16 protein-coding genes are annotated in these 18,719 nt (G+C 66.6%); 7 read left to right on the top strand and 9 right to left on the bottom strand.

Annotated features, from left to right (window positions below):
- Nucleotides 1-2: 2 nt before the first annotated feature.
- The 3 genes from ABIE08_RS03545 to ABIE08_RS03535 are packed head-to-tail and all read right to left on the bottom strand — an operon-like array spanning nt 3 to nt 2,871.
- Nucleotides 3-1,199 carry an NAD(P)/FAD-dependent oxidoreductase gene (locus tag ABIE08_RS03545; protein ID WP_354548799.1) on the bottom strand — a complete coding sequence of 399 codons (1,197 nt, stop codon included), beginning with the start codon at nt 1,197-1,199 and terminating at the stop codon, nt 3-5.
- A complete protein-coding gene (locus ABIE08_RS03540; RefSeq protein ID WP_354548797.1) occupies nt 1,196-1,957 on the bottom strand; it encodes a pseudouridine synthase in 762 nt (253 codons plus the stop codon). Before ABIE08_RS03540 ends, ABIE08_RS03545 begins: the two co-directional genes overlap by 4 nt.
- Nucleotides 1,954-2,871 carry a class I SAM-dependent methyltransferase gene (locus ABIE08_RS03535; RefSeq protein WP_354548796.1) on the bottom strand — a complete coding sequence of 306 codons (918 nt, stop codon included), beginning with the start codon at nt 2,869-2,871 and terminating at the stop codon, nt 1,954-1,956. The genes ABIE08_RS03540 and ABIE08_RS03535 overlap by 4 nt, the downstream gene beginning before the upstream one ends.
- A 101-nt stretch (nt 2,872-2,972) precedes the next feature.
- Here ABIE08_RS03535 and recG point away from each other — a divergent pair, with 101 nt between their 5' ends.
- The 3 genes from recG (at nt 2,973) to ABIE08_RS03520 (ending at nt 7,837) form a co-directional block, all read left to right on the top strand.
- On the top strand, nt 2,973-5,081 hold the full coding sequence (gene recG / locus ABIE08_RS03530) for an ATP-dependent DNA helicase RecG (protein ID WP_354548794.1): 2,109 nt from the start codon (nt 2,973-2,975) through the stop codon (nt 5,079-5,081).
- Between the two features lie 70 nt (nt 5,082-5,151).
- A complete protein-coding gene (locus tag ABIE08_RS03525; RefSeq protein WP_354548792.1) occupies nt 5,152-6,912 on the top strand; it encodes a chloride channel protein in 1,761 nt (586 codons plus the stop codon).
- A 127-nt stretch (nt 6,913-7,039) separates the two neighbouring features.
- Nucleotides 7,040-7,837 carry an outer membrane protein gene (locus ABIE08_RS03520; RefSeq protein ID WP_354548791.1) on the top strand — a complete coding sequence of 266 codons (798 nt, stop codon included), beginning with the start codon at nt 7,040-7,042 and terminating at the stop codon, nt 7,835-7,837.
- A gap of 72 nt (nt 7,838-7,909) precedes the next feature.
- Here the strand turns inward: ABIE08_RS03520 and ABIE08_RS03515 are convergent, their stop codons facing one another.
- The 4 genes from ABIE08_RS03515 to ABIE08_RS03500 form a co-directional block, all read right to left on the bottom strand.
- Complete coding sequence (locus tag ABIE08_RS03515; RefSeq protein WP_354548789.1) at nt 7,910-8,647, bottom strand: DUF502 domain-containing protein; 738 nt, start codon at nt 8,645-8,647, stop codon at nt 7,910-7,912.
- A gap of 142 nt (nt 8,648-8,789) precedes the next feature.
- Complete coding sequence (gene glmS, locus ABIE08_RS03510; protein WP_354548788.1) at nt 8,790-10,610, bottom strand: glutamine--fructose-6-phosphate transaminase (isomerizing); 1,821 nt, start codon at nt 10,608-10,610, stop codon at nt 8,790-8,792.
- Nucleotides 10,611-10,735: 125 nt separating this feature from the next.
- Nucleotides 10,736-12,091, bottom strand: a complete 1,356-nt coding sequence (gene glmU / locus ABIE08_RS03505; protein WP_354548786.1) for a bifunctional UDP-N-acetylglucosamine diphosphorylase/glucosamine-1-phosphate N-acetyltransferase GlmU — start codon at nt 12,089-12,091, stop codon at nt 10,736-10,738.
- 88 nt (nt 12,092-12,179) lie between these two features.
- Nucleotides 12,180-12,917 carry a cytochrome c biogenesis CcdA family protein gene (locus tag ABIE08_RS03500; protein WP_354548785.1) on the bottom strand — a complete coding sequence of 246 codons (738 nt, stop codon included), beginning with the start codon at nt 12,915-12,917 and terminating at the stop codon, nt 12,180-12,182.
- Between the two features lie 175 nt (nt 12,918-13,092).
- Here ABIE08_RS03500 and ABIE08_RS03495 point away from each other — a divergent pair, with 175 nt between their 5' ends.
- The 3 genes from ABIE08_RS03495 to ABIE08_RS03485 all read left to right on the top strand — a co-directional run bounded on the left by ABIE08_RS03495 (nt 13,093) and on the right by ABIE08_RS03485 (nt 15,739).
- Nucleotides 13,093-14,061 (top strand): carbohydrate kinase family protein, encoded by a 969-nt coding sequence (locus ABIE08_RS03495; RefSeq protein ID WP_354548783.1) that lies wholly within the window; start codon nt 13,093-13,095, stop codon nt 14,059-14,061.
- A gap of 9 nt (nt 14,062-14,070) precedes the next feature.
- Nucleotides 14,071-14,730, top strand: a complete 660-nt coding sequence (locus ABIE08_RS03490; protein WP_354548781.1) for a chloramphenicol phosphotransferase CPT family protein — start codon at nt 14,071-14,073, stop codon at nt 14,728-14,730.
- A 67-nt stretch (nt 14,731-14,797) separates the two neighbouring features.
- Nucleotides 14,798-15,739 (top strand): sulfite oxidase heme-binding subunit YedZ, encoded by a 942-nt coding sequence (locus tag ABIE08_RS03485; protein ID WP_354548780.1) that lies wholly within the window; start codon nt 14,798-14,800, stop codon nt 15,737-15,739.
- On the opposite strand, the gene ABIE08_RS03480 is transcribed toward ABIE08_RS03485, so the two are convergent.
- A complete protein-coding gene (locus ABIE08_RS03480; protein ID WP_354548778.1) occupies nt 15,679-17,214 on the bottom strand; it encodes an amidohydrolase family protein in 1,536 nt (511 codons plus the stop codon). The genes ABIE08_RS03485 and ABIE08_RS03480 overlap by 61 nt on opposite strands.
- A 175-nt stretch (nt 17,215-17,389) precedes the next feature.
- Here ABIE08_RS03480 and ABIE08_RS03475 point away from each other — a divergent pair, with 175 nt between their 5' ends.
- Nucleotides 17,390-18,055 (top strand): YitT family protein, encoded by a 666-nt coding sequence (locus tag ABIE08_RS03475; protein WP_354548776.1) that lies wholly within the window; start codon nt 17,390-17,392, stop codon nt 18,053-18,055.
- A 13-nt stretch (nt 18,056-18,068) separates the two neighbouring features.
- Here ABIE08_RS03475 and ABIE08_RS03470 read toward each other — a convergent pair whose 3' ends face one another.
- A complete protein-coding gene (locus tag ABIE08_RS03470; protein WP_354548775.1) occupies nt 18,069-18,704 on the bottom strand; it encodes an FMN-binding negative transcriptional regulator in 636 nt (211 codons plus the stop codon).
- Between the last annotated feature and the right edge of the window lie 15 nt (nt 18,705-18,719).

Raw genomic sequence — 18,719 nt, 5'->3', positions numbered from 1 at the left:
CCCTACGCCGCCTGCCCCGCCACCCAGCCGGATGACCAGGCCCACTGGAAATTGTAGCCGCCGAGCCAGCCGGTGACGTCGACGACCTCGCCGATGAAATAGAGGCCGGGGACCTCCCTGGCTTCCATCGTCTTGGGATCCAGCTCGTTGGTATCGACACCGCCCAGCGTCACCTCGGCCGTGCGATAGCCCTCGGAACCCGCCGGCCTGACGCGCCAGGCATTGATTGCCGCCTCGACGCGGCGCAATGCCTTGTCCGAGAGGTCGGCGAGATTGCCCGGGCCCTTCTCCTCCTCCGCGATCAACTGCGCCAGCCGCTTCGGCAGCAGCGTTGCCAGCACCGTATGCAGCGCCTGCTTGCCGCGCTCGGCCTTGGCCGCCTTCAGCGTCGCGAACACGTCCGTCTCCGGCAGCATGGAGAGCGTGATCTCGTCGCCCTCGCGCCAGTAGGACGAGATCTGCAGGATCGCCGGGCCGGATAGGCCGCGATGCGTGAACAGCATCGCCTCGGCGAACCGCGTCTTGCCGTGCTGGGCGACCGCGTCGACGGCGATGCCGGCCAGCGGCTCCAGCCGCGCCAGCGTGGCGGGATCGAAGGTCAGCGGCACCAGGCCCGGGCGCGTCTCGACCTGCTTCAGGCCGAACTGGCTGGCGATCTCATAGCCGAAGCCGGTCGCACCCATCTTCGGGATCGACTTGCCGCCGGTCGCGATCACCAGCGATTTGCAGACGACGTCGCCCGTCGATAGCGCAACCCGGTAGCCGCCATCGACCCGATGCTCCACCCGCTTGATGGTGGTGCCCAGCCGCAGCTCGACGCCGGCCCGCAGCATCTCGGACACCAGCATTTCGATGATCTGCTTGGCGGAGCCGTCGCAGAACAGTTGGCCAAGCGTCTTCTCGTGATAGGCGATGCCATGACGCTCGACGAGGGCGATGAAATCGCGCTGTGTATAGCGTGACAGCGCCGAGATACAGAAGCGCGGGTTCTGCGAGACGAAGTTCTTGGCCGAGGCGTGGATATTGGTGAAGTTGCAGCGGCCGCCCCCGGAAATGCGGATCTTGTCGCCGGCCGAGGGCGAATGGTCGATGATGGCAACCGAGCGGCCGCGCTTGCCTGCTTCGATGGCGCACATCATGCCGGCAGCGCCGGCGCCGAGCACGACGACGTCGTAGAATTTCGATCCTGGAAGCGTCACCCTGAGGCTCCAAACACCGCGTCGATGTCGGCAGGCGTCAGCAGGCGGTACGAACCGGCCTCCAGATCGGCAGGTAGGTCGAGCAGGCCGATCCGGTCGCGATGCAGCGCCACGACATGGTTGCCGACCGCCGCGAACATGCGGCGAACCTGGTGATAGCGCCCTTCGTGCAGGGTCAGCGTCGCCTGCTTCGGGCCCGAGGATTCCATCTCGGCCGGCAGCAATGGCTTGTCGTCGCCCTCGAGCAGCAATCCGCCGGCGGCGAAGATCTCGGCCTCGTCGCCATTCAGAGGCCGGTCGAGCGTCACCTGGTAGCGCTTCGGCACATGATGGCGCGGCGAGATGATGCGATGGAGCAGCGCGCCGTCATCGGTCATCAGCAGCAGGCCCGACGTCTCCTTGTCGAGACGGCCGACCGTGGAGATGACGGGATCCCGGCGGCGCCAGCGTTCCGGCAGCAGCGAATAGACCAGCGGCCCGATTTCCTTGTGCGAACAGGTCACGCCGAGCGGCTTGTGGATCATCAGCGCCATGCCGGGCGCCGGGTCCAGCGGCTCGCCGGCCACCGTCATGCGGGTCACCAGGTCCGGCTTCACATAGATATGCTGCGCCGGATCGGTTTCGGCCTCGCCGTCGAGGATGACCCGGCCGCCCTGGATCAGGCCCTGGACCTCGCGGCGCGAGCCATAGCCGAGATTGGCCAGCAGTCGATCCAGCCGCGCGGAGGGGAAGGCCTGCTTGCCGCCGGGCTTGCTCATTTGCGCGCCTCGTAGACCTTGAAGCCATCGGCTTCGACGATCAGCACGGCGCGGGCGAACAGGTCCTTCAGGTGATCCTCATAGGGCAAATGCCGGTTGGCGGTCAGCCAAAGACGGCCGCCCTTGCGCAGGCTTTCGGCGGCGCGGCGGACGAAGGACTGGCCGAGCGAGCGATCTTCAGCGCCGCCATCATGGAAGGGCGGGTTCATGACGATGAAATCGAGCCCCTCGGGAATCGTGCCGGCCTTGCGCACATCCGCCCAATGGATGCTGGCGCGCGGATCGGTGATGTTCTTCGCCGCCGCCTCGACGGCGCGCCGGTCGATATCGACCATGTGCAGCGCCTCGACGGTCGGCATGGCAAGCACGGCGCGCGCCAGATAGCCGACGCCGCAGCCGAGATCCGCGCCGCGTCCGGAAAGCTGCGGCAGGTGCTTCAAGAGCAGCGCGCTGCCCGGATCGACGCGGTTCCAGGAGAACACGCCAGGCTGCGACCAGAGGCCGGTTTCCTCGACCTGTCGCGGCGCGCCATCGTCGATCGCCGCCTGGAGCGCGGACAGGTCCGTGGGCCGGGTCGAGACACAGATGCGGTGATGCCGAAGCGCCGTTTCCTCGAATTCGCAGCCAAACGCCTTCAGTTCCTTGGCGAGCCGCGAACCGCCCTTGTCCTTCGGCGCCATCACCGTCAATTGGCCACCCGGCTGCAGCACGCGCAGCGCCTGGGCGATGTCGTGCCGGCGCTCGATCGTGCCGGGCGGTACCAGCATCACCATGGCGGCAAGCGAGCCTTCCGCCTGGCGCTCCAGCGCCGGGCTCCCGGGCAGCAGCGGCGAAAACTGCACCGCGTCGCGCGGCACGTCCGCCAGCTCCGCCGGGGGGTTGCCATAGACGCCGGTTGTTGCTTCTTGGGTCATCGATCTCTCACGCACAATTTGTGCTGTTCCTACCCTGCCCGACGCCATGGCGAAAGGTTGGCGGGACGTTCTAATCTCCCGGCCAGGAGAATCATGCCCCGATGCGCCCCGAAATCCTGAATTCGCTGTTCCGCCCCGTCACGAGTCTGACGGGCGTCGGCCCCAAGATCGGCGAGGCCATGGGTCGGTTGCTGTTGGGTGGCGACGCGCCGGAACCGCCGCGCGTAACCGATCTCCTGCTGCATATTCCCGTGGGGCTGATCGACCGCCGCAACCAGCCCGGCATCGCGCTGTCGCCGGAAGGCGCCATCGTCACGCTCGAGGTGCGCATCGACCGCCATCTGCCGGCGCCGCGCGGCAACAAGCGAATCCCCTACCGCGTCATGGCGCATGACGACACCGGCGAGATCGCACTGGTCTTCTTCCGCGCCGAGCAGAACTTCCTCGAACGCACCATGCCGGTCGGCGAAACGCGCTTCGTCAGCGGCAAGGTCGAGTGGTTCAACGGCCGGCCGCAAATGGTGCATCCCGACCATATCGTCGACCGCGAGGCATTCGACCAATTGCCGATGGTCGAGCCGGTCTATCCGATGACGGCGGGGCTGGCGCGCAAGACGCTGGGACGCGCCATGCGCGGCGCGCTCGACAGCCTCCCCGACCTGCCGGAGTGGCAGGATCCGACGTTGATGTCGCGCCAGCGCTGGACCGGCTTCAAGCCGACGCTGGAAGCCGTGCATGCGCCGACGACGCCAGCCGAACTGGCGCCGGAGGGGCCGGCCATCAGCCGCCTCGCTTATGACGAGTTCCTGGCCAACCAGCTCGCCCTGATGCTGACGCGCGCCAATCTGCGCCGCGCCACCGGACGGGCGCGGATCGGCGACGGGCGGATGCGGCGCGCGATCACCGCTGCCCTGCCATTCACGCTCACGGGCAGCCAGCAGGCCGCGATCGCCGATATCGAGAAGGACTTGGCCTCCGACGAACGCATGCTTCGCCTGCTGCAGGGCGATGTCGGTTCGGGCAAGACCATGGTCGGCCTAATGGCGGCGGCGACCGTCATCGAGGCAGGCAGCCAGGCGGCGCTGATGGCGCCGACCGAACTCCTCGCCCGCCAGCACGCCAAGACGCTGCAACCGCTCGCCGACGCCGCCGGCATCCGCATGGCGATCCTGACCGGCCGCGAAAAGGGCCGCGAGCGCGCCGAGATCCTGGCCGGACTGGACGATGGCAGCATCGATCTCGTCGTCGGCACCCATGCCGTCTTCCAGGCCGGCGTCGAGTTCCGCGACCTGGCGCTGGCGATCGTCGACGAGCAGCACCGCTTCGGCGTGCATCAGCGCCTGGCGCTTTCCGCCAAGGGCGCGGCCACCGACATCCTCGTCATGACCGCGACGCCGATCCCGCGCACGCTGGTGCTCACCGCCTTTGGCGACATGGACGTCTCCAAGCTGCCGGACAAACCGGCCGGCCGCCAGCCGATCGAAACCCGCACGGTGCCGCTCGAACGGCTCGACCAGGTGGTGGAGCGAATCCGCGCCGCGATCGCCGAGGGCGCCAAGGCCTATTGGGTCTGCCCGCTGGTCGAGGAATCGGAGGAGGTCGACGCCGCCGCGGCGCAGGATCGCTTTGTCGACCTGCAGCGCGCGCTCGGCCCGGTCGTCGGCCTCGTCCACGGAAGGATGAAGGCGGCCGAGAAGGACGAGGCAATGCAGCGCTTCCAGCGCGGCGAAACCCGGATCCTGGTCGCGACCACGGTGATCGAGGTCGGCGTCGACGTGCCGGACGCGACCATCATGGTGATCGAGCATGCCGAGCGCTTCGGCCTCGCGCAGCTGCATCAGCTGCGCGGCCGCGTCGGCCGCGGCTCGAAAGCGTCGACCTGCCTGCTCCTCTACAAGGGACCGCTCGGCGAGGTGGCGCATGACCGGCTTGCCATCATGCGCGACACCGAGGACGGATTCCGCATCGCCGAGGAAGATTTGAGGCTGCGCGGCGAAGGCGAATTGCTCGGCACGCGCCAATCCGGCACGCCGGGCTTCAAGATCGCGCGCTTCGAGCATCACGCGAATCTGCTCGAAATCGCCCGCGACGATGCGCGGCTGATCGTCGAGAAGGACCCCGCGCTGCAATCGCCGCGCGGCAAGGCGCTGCAGCTGCTGCTCTATCTTTTCGGCAGAGACGAGGCGATCAAGCTACTGCGCGCCGGCTGAGACAAGACGCGCGAAGCTTTTGAAGGCGGGAACGCCTATTCAAACGGCGAGCATAGGCATCGCGACTGACATGGGACTTTCCACCCTCCCCGACCGCGCCATGAGCCGCGCCCGCGCCCTGATCCGGACGCGGGAGCCCTCGCTGCTGATCGTTGCGGCGGTGATCGGATGTCTCGCCGGCCTTGCCGTCACGATCATGAGCCGGCTGGCGCAATGGCTGCACGTGGTTCTGTTCTCGATCGAGCCGGATGGCTTCCTCAGCGCAACCGCCATGATCTCGCCGCCCTGGCGCGCGGCCGCCACGGCCGGCGGCGGGCTGGTGCTCGGCGCGCTCTTCCTGCTGTTCTTCCGGCGCGCGCGCCAGATCGTCGACCCGATTGAAGCCAATGCGTTGCATGGCGGGCGGATGTCGCTGCGCGACAGCCTGCGCGTCGCCCTCGAGGCGATCATTTCCAATGGCTCCGGCGCTTCGGTGGGCCTCGAGGCGGGCTATACGCAGGTCGGCAGCGCCATGGCCTCGCGCATCGGCCAGCGCCTGCATCTGCGCCGCACGGACCTGCGCACTGTCGTCGGCTGCGGCGCGGCCGGCGCCATCGCGGCGGCCTTCAGCGCGCCGTTGACCGGCGCCTTTTACGGTTTCGAGCTGATCATCGGCGTCTATACGGTCGCGAACATCGCCCCGGTGATGACGGCGTCGATCGCCGGCTTCCTGGTCGCCCAAGGCCTGGGCGCCGCCGCCTACACCATCGAGGTGCCGAAGGCACTGGCGCTGCATGCCGTCGACTATCCCCCCTACCTACTGCTCGGTGTAATCGCCGGCTTCGCCGCCATCGCCATCATGCGGCTGGTCACGCTCGCCGAGGTGATCTTCCAGAAGAGCCGGCTGCCGCGCGCCATCCGCCCCGCCGTCGGCGGCGCCATCCTCGGCGGGCTAGCGCTCTACAGTCCCCAGGTGCTCGGGGCCGGCCATGGCGCCATGCATCTGAATATGGCCGAGGGCGTGCCAGCCGGCCTGCTGGCGACCATCCTTCTGCTGAAGATCGCCGGCGTCTCGATTTCGCTCGGGTCGGGCTTTCGCGGCGGCATGTTCTTCGCATCGCTGTTTCTCGGCGTCATCGTCGGCAAGCTGTTCGCCATGGCGGTCGCCTGGATCGCCCCGTCCGCCGGCATTGACCCGGTGGCCGCCGCCATCGTCGGCATGAGCGCGCTCGGGGTCGGAATCGTGGGCGGCCCGCTCACCATGACCTTCCTGGCGCTGGAAGCGACCGGCGATCTCGCCATCACCGGCATCGTGCTGGCTGCCTCGATCCTATCCGCCATCACCGTGCGCGAGTTCTTCGGCTATTCGTTCTCAACCTGGCGGCTGCATTTGCGCGGAGAAACGATCCGCAGCGCCATCGACGTCGGCTGGCTGCGCGGCCTCACGGTTGGCCGCATGATGCGAACCGACGTGCGCAGCGTGCTCGCCACGATGCCGGTCAGCGCCTTTCGCAGCCTGTTTCCGCTCGGCTCGACCCAGCGCGTCGTCGTCACCGATACCGATGGCCGCTATGCCGGCATCATTCTGGTCGCCGAGATCCACTCGACCCCATCCGAAGATGTCGACGATACGATCCAGTCCTTCTGCCGCCAGCCCGATAAAATGCTGTTTCCCAACATGAGTGCCCAGACGGCTGCCAAGGTATTCGACGAGGCGGAGAGCGAAGAACTGGTCGTGGTCGACGATGCGTCAAGCCGGCACGTCATCGGCCTGCTGACCGAGGCGCATCTGTTCCGCCGTTACGCCGAGGAACTCGACAAGGCGCGCCGTAGCCTCGCGGGCGAGTCATAGCATCGCGCGGTCGCTGCAACACTTCGTCAACCATATGATCTCTCGGTTAATATAGTTGCCTTAGTGCAACAGCATTTCGAACGAGTTTTGTTACGATGGTTTCACAATCCTTCTGGTGGAGCTCATCATGACCGCTTCGAAGTTCGCCCTGCTTGCCACGACGCTGCTCGTTGCTTCCCCCGCGCTCGCGGCCGACCTGACCTACGAGCCCGCGGCGGCTCCGGCGGCGGTCGCCGCGCCATTCTCCTGGACAGGCTTCTATGTCGGCCTGAACGCCGGTTACGGCTGGGGCGACGTCGACACCAGCGAGAATTCGATGACCACGACCGGCCCGCTCGTCGGCCTTAGCCTCGGCACCTTCATACCGGCGGCGACGTTCCTTGGCGCCGACAGCTCGGCCAGCGCCGACGGCATCCTGGGCGGCGCACAGATCGGCTACAATTATCAGGTTGGCACCTGGGTGTTCGGCGCGGAAGCAGATTACCAGGCCACGGACCTCAAGACCTCGGTCAGCTTCCTGGGTTCGCCGCAAGGACCCTACTACCAGACCTCCGCGGAGCTGCAGTCGTTTGGCACGCTGCGCGCCCGCGTCGGTTACGCCATCGACAATGTGCTGATCTATGGCACGGGCGGTCTCGCAGTCGGTCAGGGCAAGGCCGGCCTCACCATCCAGGGCGGCGTTCCCGGCGGCTTCACCGGTCCGGAATACTCCCAGACCGACAGCAAGACCATGGTCGGCTATGCGATCGGCGCCGGCGCGGAATGGGCGATTGCCCATAGCAATTGGTCGGTCAAGGCCGAGTATCTCTACACCGACTTCGGCTCCAAGACCTTCGACTTCGATTTCGGCTCCGCCGGCAGCGCTTCGAGCCGCGGCGAGATCAGCGCCAGCATCGTGCGCGCGGGCCTGAACTACCGCTTCTGATCGCCACGCGATCTCCTGCGAAAAGGCCCGGTCGAGACCGGGCCTTTCTTGTTGGGAGGTTTGGACCCTCGCCTAGCCGCCGGAGCGCCGTGTCAGGACCGGAGCGGGCGGGTCGAGCGGCGGGGTATGGGCCGCCACGTCATATTCGGGGGCGACCAGGCCGGCCGAAATGACCAGCTTCGCAGCCTCCTCCACCGTCATGTCGAGTTCGATCAGTTCGCTGCGCCGCACGAACATCATGAAGCCCGCAGTCGGCGCCGGCGTCGGCGGAAGGAAGACGGTCACCCATTCCTCACCGTCCTGGCTGATCCGCCGCCGGATCTCGCCTTTCGTCTCCGTCGCGATGAAGACGATCGACCACACGCCCTTGCGCGGAAATTCGAAAAGCGCCGCCTTCTGGAACGACTTGCCGCCCTTGCCCGACAGCACAGTCTCGAAGAGCTGCTTGAGGGCGCTGTAGAGATTGCGGACCAGCGGCGTGTGGTTCAGCAACTGCTCGCCCATGCGCACCAGCGAGCGCCCGACGAAGTTGGCCGTCAGGAAGCCGAGCAGCGTCAGCGCCACGACGGCGACGAACACGCCGAAGCCCGGAACGGAGAAGGGCAGATAGGCGTCGGGGCTGTATTCGAGCGGGATGACCGGCTTGACCCAGCCATCGATCCATTTGATCAGCGACCAGGTCAGGTAGATCGTGATCGAGATCGGCGCGGCGATGACCAGACCGGTGAGGAAATAGTTCCGCAACCGTTTGATCAGCCGACTGCCGCCCGTTTCACCGGCTGGAGGGAGTTGGGGTTCCTGAGAGCTCATTCCACCGCCCGCGCGCCTGAATCATGCCTGCCAGCCGCCATTATGACGGCTGGCATACGGATGACCAGAAGATACTCCTGCGCAAAGGCGCCGGCGGCGAATTCGTTCCGCGGCGACCTGCGCTCCCAGCGTCGCGAACGCGCTACTCCACCGTCACCGACTTGGCGAGATTGCGCGGCTGGTCGACGTCCGTGCCCATGAAGACGGCGGTGTGATAGGCCAGCAATTGCACCGGGATCGTATAGACCAGCGCCGTCACGCTGGAGGGCATCTCGGGCAGGATGATCGTCGCCATCGTATCCATGGCGGCCGCCTCGGCGCCCTTCCGGTCGGTGATCAGGATGATCCGGCCGCCGCGCGCCGCGACTTCCTGCATGTTCGAGACGGTCTTCTCGAAGATGTGGTCGTAGGGCGCGATGACGACGACGGGCATGTCCTCGTCGATCAGCGCGATAGGGCCGTGCTTCAGCTCGCCGGCCGCGTAGCCCTCGGCGTGGATATAGGAGATTTCCTTGAGCTTCAGCGCGCCTTCCAGCGCGATCGGATAGCTAGTGCCACGGCCGAGATAGAGGCAGTGCTTGACCTTGGCCAGGTCGCGCGCCAGCGCCTCGATCTGCGCATCAAGCTTCAGCGCCTCGTGCATCAGGCGCGGCACTTCGCTGAGCGCGCGCACCAGCGCCTGCTCCTCGTCGCCGCTCAGCACGCCGCGCGCCTTGCCGGCGGCGACAGCGGTCGCTGCCAGCACGGAAAGCTGGGCGGTAAAGGCCTTGGTCGAAGCGACGCCGATTTCAGGTCCCGCCAGGGTCGGCAGCACGAAATCCGCCTCCCGGGCGATGGTCGATTCGCGGACATTGACGACCGCGGCGATCTTCTGTCCCTCGCCCTTGGCATAGCGCAGCGATGCCAGCGTGTCGGCGGTCTCGCCCGATTGCGAGATGACGATGGAAAGACCGTTCTTCGATAGCGGCTGCTCGCGATAGCGGAACTCGGAGGCGATATCGATGTCGACTGGCAGCCGCGCATAGCGCTCAAACCAGTACTTGGCGACGAAGCCGGCAAAGAAGGCCGTGCCACAGGCGGTGATCGACAGCCGGTCGATCGCGGCAAAATCAATGCCGGCCGGAAGCTTGGCGCTGCCGTTCACCAGGTCGAGATAATGCGCCAGCGTGTGGGCCACGACTTCCGGCTGCTCATGGATCTCCTTGACCATGAAGTGGCGGTAGTTGCCCTTGTCGACGACATGGGTGGTGCCCTGCAGGCGCGTCAGCAGCCGCTCGACCGGATTGCCCGCCTCGTCATAGATCGCGGCGCTCGAGCGCGTCAGCACGACCCAGTCGCCATCGTTCAGATAGGTGATCTCATCGGTGAACGGCCCGAGCGCGATGGCGTCGGAGCCGAGGAACATCTCGCCCTCGCCCCAGCCGATCGCCAGCGGGCTGCCGCGACGCGCGCCGATCAGCAGGTCTTCCTCGCCCTCGAACAGGAAGGCGAGCGAGAACGCCCCCGTCAGCCGGCCGAGAACCGCCTGCACGGCCTCCTTCGGCGACAGGCCGGCGGCGAGCTTGACCGTCACCAGATGGGCGATCACCTCGGTATCGGTATCGGAGGAAAAGGTGCGGCCGGCCGCTTCCATCTCCAGCCGCAGCTCGCGGAAATTCTCGATGATGCCGTTATGGACGACGGCCAGGCGCTCGGTCGCGTGCGGGTGGGCATTGCGCTCCGTCGGGGCGCCATGGGTCGCCCAGCGGGTATGGCCGATGCCGGTCAGGCCGAAGCGCGGCGAAACGGCCAGCTTCAGGTCGAGATTGCGCAGCTTGCCTTCGGCGCGAAGGCGATCGAGATGGCCGTCCTCCAGCGTCGCGATCCCGGCGGAATCATAGCCGCGATATTCCAGCCGCTTCAGCGCATCGACCAGAAGTGGCGCGACGGGCGTCCGGCCCAGAATGCCGATAATTCCGCACATGTTGCAGTTTCCCCGTTCGCGATGCCTTCAAGGCGGCATCCTAGTCCAAGTCAGATCCAAGCGCCTCTTAGCCTTTTGGGCCAAGTGCCGGAAATCACTTCCTGTTTCTCGCCTTCACCGACCGCCTAGACGCGGACGCGCTTGGTCTTGGCCTTCATCTCGCGGAAGCGGGCGGCCCAGCCCGGCTTTTCCACCTGTCGTCCGCGGGCAATCGCCAGCGCGTCGGGCGAGACATCCTCGGTAATGACGCTGCCCGAGGCGACATAACCGCCATCGCCGATCGTCACCGGCGCGACCAGCACGCTGTTGGAGCCGATGAAGGCACCCTCGCCGATCACGGTCAGCGCCTTGTCGTAGCCGTCGTAATTGCCGGTAACCGTGCCCGCGCCGACATTCGCCTCGGCACCGACCTTGGCGTCGCCGATATAGGTCAAATGGCTGATCTTGGCGCCGGCGCCGATCTCGGCGTTCTTCACCTCGACGAAATTGCCGACCTTGCTCTTGGGGCCAAGCTGCGCGCCGGGGCGAAGCCGTGCGAACGGCCCGACCTCGGCGCCGCGCTCCAGATGCGCGCCGGTCAGATGCGAAAAGGCGTGGATGACGACACCCTCGTCGACGGTGACACCGGGGCCGAAGAAGACGTTCGGCTCAATCACCACGTCGCGCGCAAGCTTCGTGTCATGCGCCAGGAATACCGTCTCCGGCGCGATCATGGTGACACCGGCAAGGAGGGCCGCCTGCCGCGCGCGGTCCTGCCAGATGCGCTCGACATCGGCGAGCTCGGCGCGCGTGTTGACGCCGCCGACCTCCGCCGCGTCGGCCTCGATGGCCACCACGCCGAGACCACGCTGGTTGGCGATCTCGACCGCATCGGTCAGGTAGAACTCGCCCTTGGCGTTGTTGTTGTCGATGGCATCGAGCACGGCCAGGATCGTCTCTCCACGAAAGCCCATCAGGCCCGCATTGCAGAAGCCGATCGCGCGCTCTTCCTCGTTCGCCTCGCGCTCCTCGCGGATCGCCAGCAACTGCCCGTCGCGCTCGATCAGGCGGCCATAGCCGGTCGGCACCTCCGGGCGGAAGCCGAGCACGACGACGCTGGCGCCCTTGGCCAGCTCGGCGCGCATGCGGGCCAGTGTCTCGGCGGTGACCAGCGGCGTGTCGCCATAGAGCACCAGCACGTCATCGGCGGCGATTTCCAGCGCCTCGCGCGCCGCCAGCACGGCATGCGCGGTGCCGAGACGCTCGACCTGTTCGACGATAAACGCCGAGGGCGCGGCCTTGGCGGCGAAGTCGCGCACCGCGCTCGCGCCATTGCCGACGACGACGGCGAAACGGTCGATGCCGGCGCCGGTCGCCGTCTTCAGCACATGGCCGATCATCGGCAGGCCAGCGACGGGATGCATCACCTTGGGCAGGGACGATCGCATGCGGGTGCCCTCGCCTGCAGCGAGCACGATGGCGAGCGAAGAGCGATCCGGCATGGTTCCTCCAGGAGAGCGAAGCTGTGGCGCGTAGCTATGGCGCGAAAAGCCTAAATAGCTATTGCCGCATTTTTGGGATGATCCGAAATCAGCCGATCCGCGACAGCGCGGGGAAAGTTTCAAGCAGCCAGAACGACATCGCCGTCATCTGGCCGGTCAGGAACAGCACGCCGGCAAGAATCAGGAAAACGCCCATCGCCTTCTCGACCATCGGCATATAGCGACGGAACCGGCGCAACCCGCCGATGAAACGCTCGGCAAAGCCGGCGGCGATCATGAAGGGAATACCGAGGCCGAGCGAATAGACAGCGAGCAGGCCGGCGCCGCGGCCGACCGTATCCTGCGAGCCGGCAACCGCGAGAATCGCCGCCAGCACGGGACCGATGCAGGGCGTCCAGCCGAAGGCGAAGGCCAGCCCGAGCACGTAAGCCCCGACGAGGCCGCCCGGCTGGTTGGCGACCTGTACCCGCGCCTCGCGCTGCAGGAAAGCGATGCGGAAAACGCCGAGGAAATGCAGGCCCATGACGATGATCACCAGGCCGGCGACGATGGAGAGAATTTCCTGCTGCCGCGCCACCATCCGGCCGAGCACCGAGGCCGTCGCCCCGAGCAGCACGAAGACGGTGGTGAAGCCCAGAACGAAGGCGAAGGACGAGCGCAGCACCATTCGCCGGTTGCGGCCATCCGCCTTGGCTCCCGCCACCTCGTCGAGGCTCAGCCCCGTCACGTAGCAGAGATAGGGCGGCACAAGCGGCAGCACGCAGGGCGAAATGAAGGAAAGCAGCCCTGCGATCAGGGCGCCCCAGAGCGTTACGTCTGACGGCATGGTTTCTCGGTCGTTGCAGCAGAAAACTTCGACGATCCGGCGGATGCCACCGGCGCAAGGCCGTTATAGGGCAAAGGCTGCGACGAAACACGAGGGACATCGGATCGCACCCATGCGCGGACCGACGCGACACGTCGAAGCCGCTTGGCGGCGCGCCGCGCTTCGGCTAATGGGCATGGACGATACAGACCAGCGGGAGAAGACCGAGATGATCGTGAGTTGCGGCGAGGCACTGATCGACTTCCTGCCGGTCAAGGATGCGGCGGGAAACGATTCCTATCAGCCGAAAGTCGGCGGCTCGCCGTACAACGTGGCCCTGACCGCCGGCCGGCTGGGCAACCATACCGGTTTCCTGGGCGGCATCTCGACCGATTTCTTCGGCGAGATGCTGGTCGAGGAACTGAAGCGCTCCCTGGTCAGCCTGAAATATGTCGGCTTCTCGGCGCGTCCTACCACGCTCGCCTTCGTCAGCCTGCTGCATGACGAACCGCAATACGCCTTCTTCGACGAGAATTCGGCCGGACGCCTGCACGATCCGGCCGCGCATGAGCCGATCGGCGACGAGGTCGAGGCGATCCACTTTGGTTCGATCTCGCTGATCCCCGAGCCCAGCGTCAGCCGCCTCGCCGCCGTGATGGATGCCAATCGCGGCAAGCGGGTGCTTTGCTACGACCCCAATGTCCGCCCGACGCTGATCCATGACCGCGACGCGTTCATCGCCAACGTCGAAAAGTTCGCGCATGGCGCCGACATCGTGAAGATCTCCGGCGCCGATCTCGAATGGCTCTATCCGGGCGTCGAGGCGGGGACGGTTGCCAGCGGCTGGCTCGCTGCCGGCACGGGCCTCGTCGTCGTCACGCGCGGCGGCAATGGCGTCACCGCCTATACGCCAAGTGGCTCGGTCTTCAGCCCGGTCATCCCCGTCATCATCGCCGACACAGTGGGCGCCGGCGACAGCTTTACCGGCGGCCTGCTGGCGCGGCTCTCCGAGAAGGGCCACCTGACGATCGACGGCGTGCGCAACATCGACCCCGCCGCCCTCAAGGACGCGCTCGATTTCGCCAACCGCGTCGCCGCGATCACCTGCTCGCGCGCCGGCGCCAACCCGCCCTGGCGCAGCGAACTGGTCGAAGCCGAAGCCTGAGGCTTCGGCTTGACGCAGGCCCCTCGCCCTGGCCGGATCGTCATCCTGAACGGCGCGCCGCGATCCGGAAAATCGAGCATCGCGGCCGCCATCCAGGAGAGCTTCGACGGCGCCTGGATGAGTCTTGGCGTCGACGCCTATGTCAACGCCGTAACGCCGCCGCGCCATCGGCCGGGCCTAGGCCTTCGTCCCGGTGGTGAACGGCCGGATCTCGAACCGCGCCTCCCGACGTTCTACGCTGCGCTCTACGAATCGATCGCGGCGCACAGCCGGCTCGGCCTCGACGTCGTCGTCGATGTCGGCCATCACGACGATTATTCACAGCCGCTGCAAATCCTGCCCGATTGCGCCCGTCGCCTTTCCGGCCTTCCGGTGCTGTTCGTCGGCGTCCGCTGTCCCATCGAGACCATCATGCAGCGGCGTCGCGCCGGGCAGGCGGGGCGCGAGGGCCTCTATGCCGTAGGCACCGCCGGAGATCCCGTCCCTGCCCCGGTCCTCCGCTGGCAGAACGCCGTGCATGTCCCCGGCATCTACGACCTCGAACTCGACACGTCGCAGCTCACGCCAGCCGAGTGCGCCGCGCGGATCGACGCGCGCCTGAGGGACGGCATCCCGCGCCCGACGGCCTTTGAACGGCTGGCAAAATTGGCACCGCTCACGGAAAGCTGATCGCCGCGGTGACACAAATCGCCTTCTGGTCACGTATGAGGACTAACAGCGATTGCATGAGGTCCCGATGAATCGATCCGCCACGCCGGCCGCCCGTCTCTATCCCTGGCAGGACAGGAAGGGCGATTTCTCGCCGCTCAAGGCCATCGTCTTCGCCGGCGTGTTCCTGCCTGGCCTGTGGCTCGTGGCCCGCGCCATGATGGGGACGCTCGGTCCCCGCCAGATGATCGAGATCAACCACCAGACCGGCCTCTGGGCGGTGCGGTTCCTGCTACTGACGCTCGCCATCACGCCACTGCGCCATGTCTGGCGCTGGCCGGAACTGGTCTTCGTCCGGCGCGCGCTCGGCAATGCGGTCTTCGCCTATGGGCTCATCCACCTTGTCGCCTATGCCGGCGATCTCGCCTGGGATGTGCCAAAGGTGATCTCGGAGATCTTCGCCCGCGTCTATCTCACCATCGGGTTGATGGTCCTAATCCTGCTGACGCCGCTGGCGATCACCTCAACCAATGGCATGATGAAGCGCATGGGCGGCCTCAACTGGCGCCGCCTGCACCATCTCATCTATCCGATCATCCTGCTGGCGGCGCTGCACTTCTTCCTGCAGTCGAAGCTCGGCGTCACCGAGCCGATCGTCATCACCGCCGTCGCGATCTGGCTGCTCACCTGGCGCTTGCTGGCGGCATGGCTCGGCGAGGCGCGGATCGCCACCCTGCCCGCGACGCTGGCGCTGGGCGCCACCATGACGGTGGCCACGGCGTTCGGCGAGGCGCTCTACTATTATCTGAAGATCGGCGTCGCCTTCAGCCGCGTCCTGCCGACCAATTTCAACCCCGCCGCCGGCATCCGGCCGGCCTGGATCATCGGCGGCATCGCTCTCGCCGTGCTGGCGGTGGCGGTCTTCCACCGCTTCCTGCCGGCCAAGAAGTCGGCGCGGCGTTCCGCCCGTCAGCCCGGCGTCGCCGCGAAACCGGAGGCCTCGTCGCAGCCGCAGGGAAACGCCGCATAGCGCTCGACGCGATACGGCTTCATCGACAGCCCTCGGCAGAAGCCGGTCACGGCCTCCTCCAGCTTTTCGACCTTTGCGATCTCGGCGGCGTTCAACTCCAACATGCGGTCACGCGCCGCCTCCGCCTTGTCGGCGAGCGACGCCATGTCGGAGGCAAGGTGTCGGCCGTCGCGGACGATGAACGTGCCGTCGACCATGACATGGCGCACGGCGGTCGCGTCCTCGGCGAAGACCAGCTGCGTCGCGGGATCGTTGATCGGCATCCAGTTGGGATGATCGAGGCTGAGAAAGACGATGTCGGCGCGCTTGCCGGGCGCGATGGCGCCGACATGGTCGAAGCCGGCCATCTGCGCCCCGCCCCGCGTCGCCGCATCGATGATTTCGGGCGCCGTCAGCCAGCGGCGATGGTCCGGCTGGCGCACGGCAGCGACCTGGCCGGCGGCGCGCATCGCCTCATACATGTTCTGGTTATCCGATGAGACGGCGCCATCCGTGCCGATGGCGAGGTTGATGCCGAATTCCAGCATTTTGCGCGCATCGGCGATGCCCGAGCCGAGCCGCATGTTGCTGCCGGCATTGTGCGAGATGAACGAGCCACGGTCGGCGACGCGACGCAGGTCGTCATCATCAAGCCAGATGCCATGCGCGATGGAAAAGTGCGGGCCGAGGACGCCCAGGTCGTCGACATGGGCCAGCATGGTCTTGCCATACTTGGCGATCGCCGAGATGGCCTGCATCTTGGCCTCGCCGATATGGCTCTGGATGACCGTCCCATGCTCGCGCGCCAGCCGGTCGCAGCCGAGCATCAGTTCGTCCGAGCAGACCAGCGGAATGGTCGGCGCGATACCGAGCTTGACGTGGTCGCGGTCATGCGGCCAGCGCTTCAGCGCCTCGTCCATCAGCGCCAGCACCCGGTCGGTGGCCGGCGCGCCGTCGATCTTGGCCAGCGCCCGCAGATCGTCGGGCAGGCTTTCGACCAGACCCGGAATGCCGCGATAGAAGGTCGTATCGGCCAGCATCGGCGCCATCACGGCGCGAATGCCGGCGTCGCGATAGGCCTGCCCCATCGCCTCCAGTTCCTCGATCGAGGCGACCGGAAGGCCGAAGGTCAGATCGAAGGCGAGCGTGCAGCCCTTCATCGCCATCTCGACCGCGCCGAGATAGGTGTTGAGATACTTCATCTCCAGCGTCTGGTTGGCGAAGCGCGCCGGGGTCGCCAGCAGCAGGAGCTCCAGATTGAAGCGGTCGCGATAGCCGCGCGTCAGCGCCCCGGTGCCATGGGTGTGGCCGTTGACGAGGCCCGGATGCAGCAGATGCCGGCTGGCATCGACGATCTCCGCATCGTCCGGCGCGTTGAGACCTGGCGCGCCGATCTCGAGGATGGCGCCGTCGCGGATCAGGATATCGCGCAGCGGCGCCGCCCTGGCGCCCGCATCGAGCAGGCGGCCACCCCGGATGATCTTGAATGCGCGCATTGATTTCCCCTCTGACCCGCTCCGGCTATATCGCTATCGACCATGCTAGATCGCCGCTCCTCATCCGTCAGCCGCCACAGCATCGCCCGGCAGATGTTGCACCGCAATATTCGCTTGTCGGCGATTTAAGACAGTATTACTGTCCTATTGCATCGGTGCGCCTCGGAGATGGCCCATGAACGACGAACGGCAGCTCGCGCATTCGCTCTATGACGATGTGCTCGCCTTCCTGATCGGCACGCTGTTCATCGCGCTCGGCCTCGCCATGCTGAAGGCGGCGGGGCTTGGCATTGGCGGCACGGCGGGCATCGCCTTCCTGACCAACAAGGCGACCGGGCTCGATTTCGGCAGCGTCTTCTTCGTCATCAACGTGCCGTTCTTCATCTTCGCCTATCTGGCCTTCGGCCCGCTCTACCTGCTGCGCTCGGTCATCGCGACGGCGCTGCTTTCGGTCGAGACCACCCTGCTACCGTCCCTGCTGACCTTCGGCCATATCGAACCGATCCTGGCGGCGGCGATGGGCGGGCTGCTGATCGGCATGGGCATGCTGTCGCTGATCCGCCACCAGGCGGGCATTGGCGGCTTCGCGACGGCGGCGGTCTATCTGCAGGAACGCCGCGGGTGGCGGGCCGGCAAGCTGCTGATGGCGGCGGATCTCTGCGTCATGGCGGCGGCATTCCTGCTGCTCCAGCCGAGCCAGGTGGCGCTCTCGGTCTTCGCCGTGATCTGCCTCAACATCGTGCTGGCCTTCTACCACAAGCCCGGCCGCTATGCCGGCTTCGCCCGCTTTGAGCGCAACCGCAGCGCTAAGGCCGCCTTGGTGCGCTCGCGCAGGGCGTGAGCCAGAGACAGCCTCAGTCGGAAGCCGGCTTGTAACGTTCGGCCACCAGCTCGGCCATCGGATGGTCGCTCTGTCGCAATCCGTCGATGACGCCTTCGCGATCGGCGGCAGGCCGGTTCTGGCTCACCTTCCACTTGCCTTCGATGCGGGAAATCGGGATCTCCAGCCCGACAATGCCCTTCATCTGGCCGGCGAGAAACGGCTCCGGCGCGTCATCGACGCGCCAGGCTCGCGCCTGCGACGCCTCGCTCGCATCGGTCAGTTCGCCGACCTGCTGGCGCAGCCACTCGGTCGATTCGAGGATGCGCGGCGTGCCCCAGGCATGCACCGTGGCGTAGTTCCAGGTCGGCACGACCTTGTGGGTCTCGGCCTTGGTCGCATACCAGTTCGGCGTCACATAAGCGTTCGGTCCCTGGAACAGAACCAGCGCCTCGGCGCCGGCCCGGAGCGCCGCCAACTGCTCGTTGGCGCGGGCAAGATGGGCCCGTAACAGCCCTTTTTCGGAGCCGGACGGATCGATCAGGAACGGGATCAGATTGGCCATCAGCCCGCCCTCTCCCGCCGTCACCAGCATGGCCAGCGGATAGGCACGCATCAGCCCATGCATGACGTCAAGCCGGTCTTCACGAAAGGCGGGTGGCTGGTACACGGTAAACCCTCATGC

The sequence above is a fragment of the Kaistia defluvii genome, assembly GCF_040548815.1.
Taxonomy (GTDB): domain Bacteria; phylum Pseudomonadota; class Alphaproteobacteria; order Rhizobiales; family Kaistiaceae; genus Kaistia; species Kaistia defluvii_A.
The sequence above is the reverse complement of the archived record's forward strand: the minus strand, read 5'-3'. Positions and strand labels throughout refer to the sequence as shown.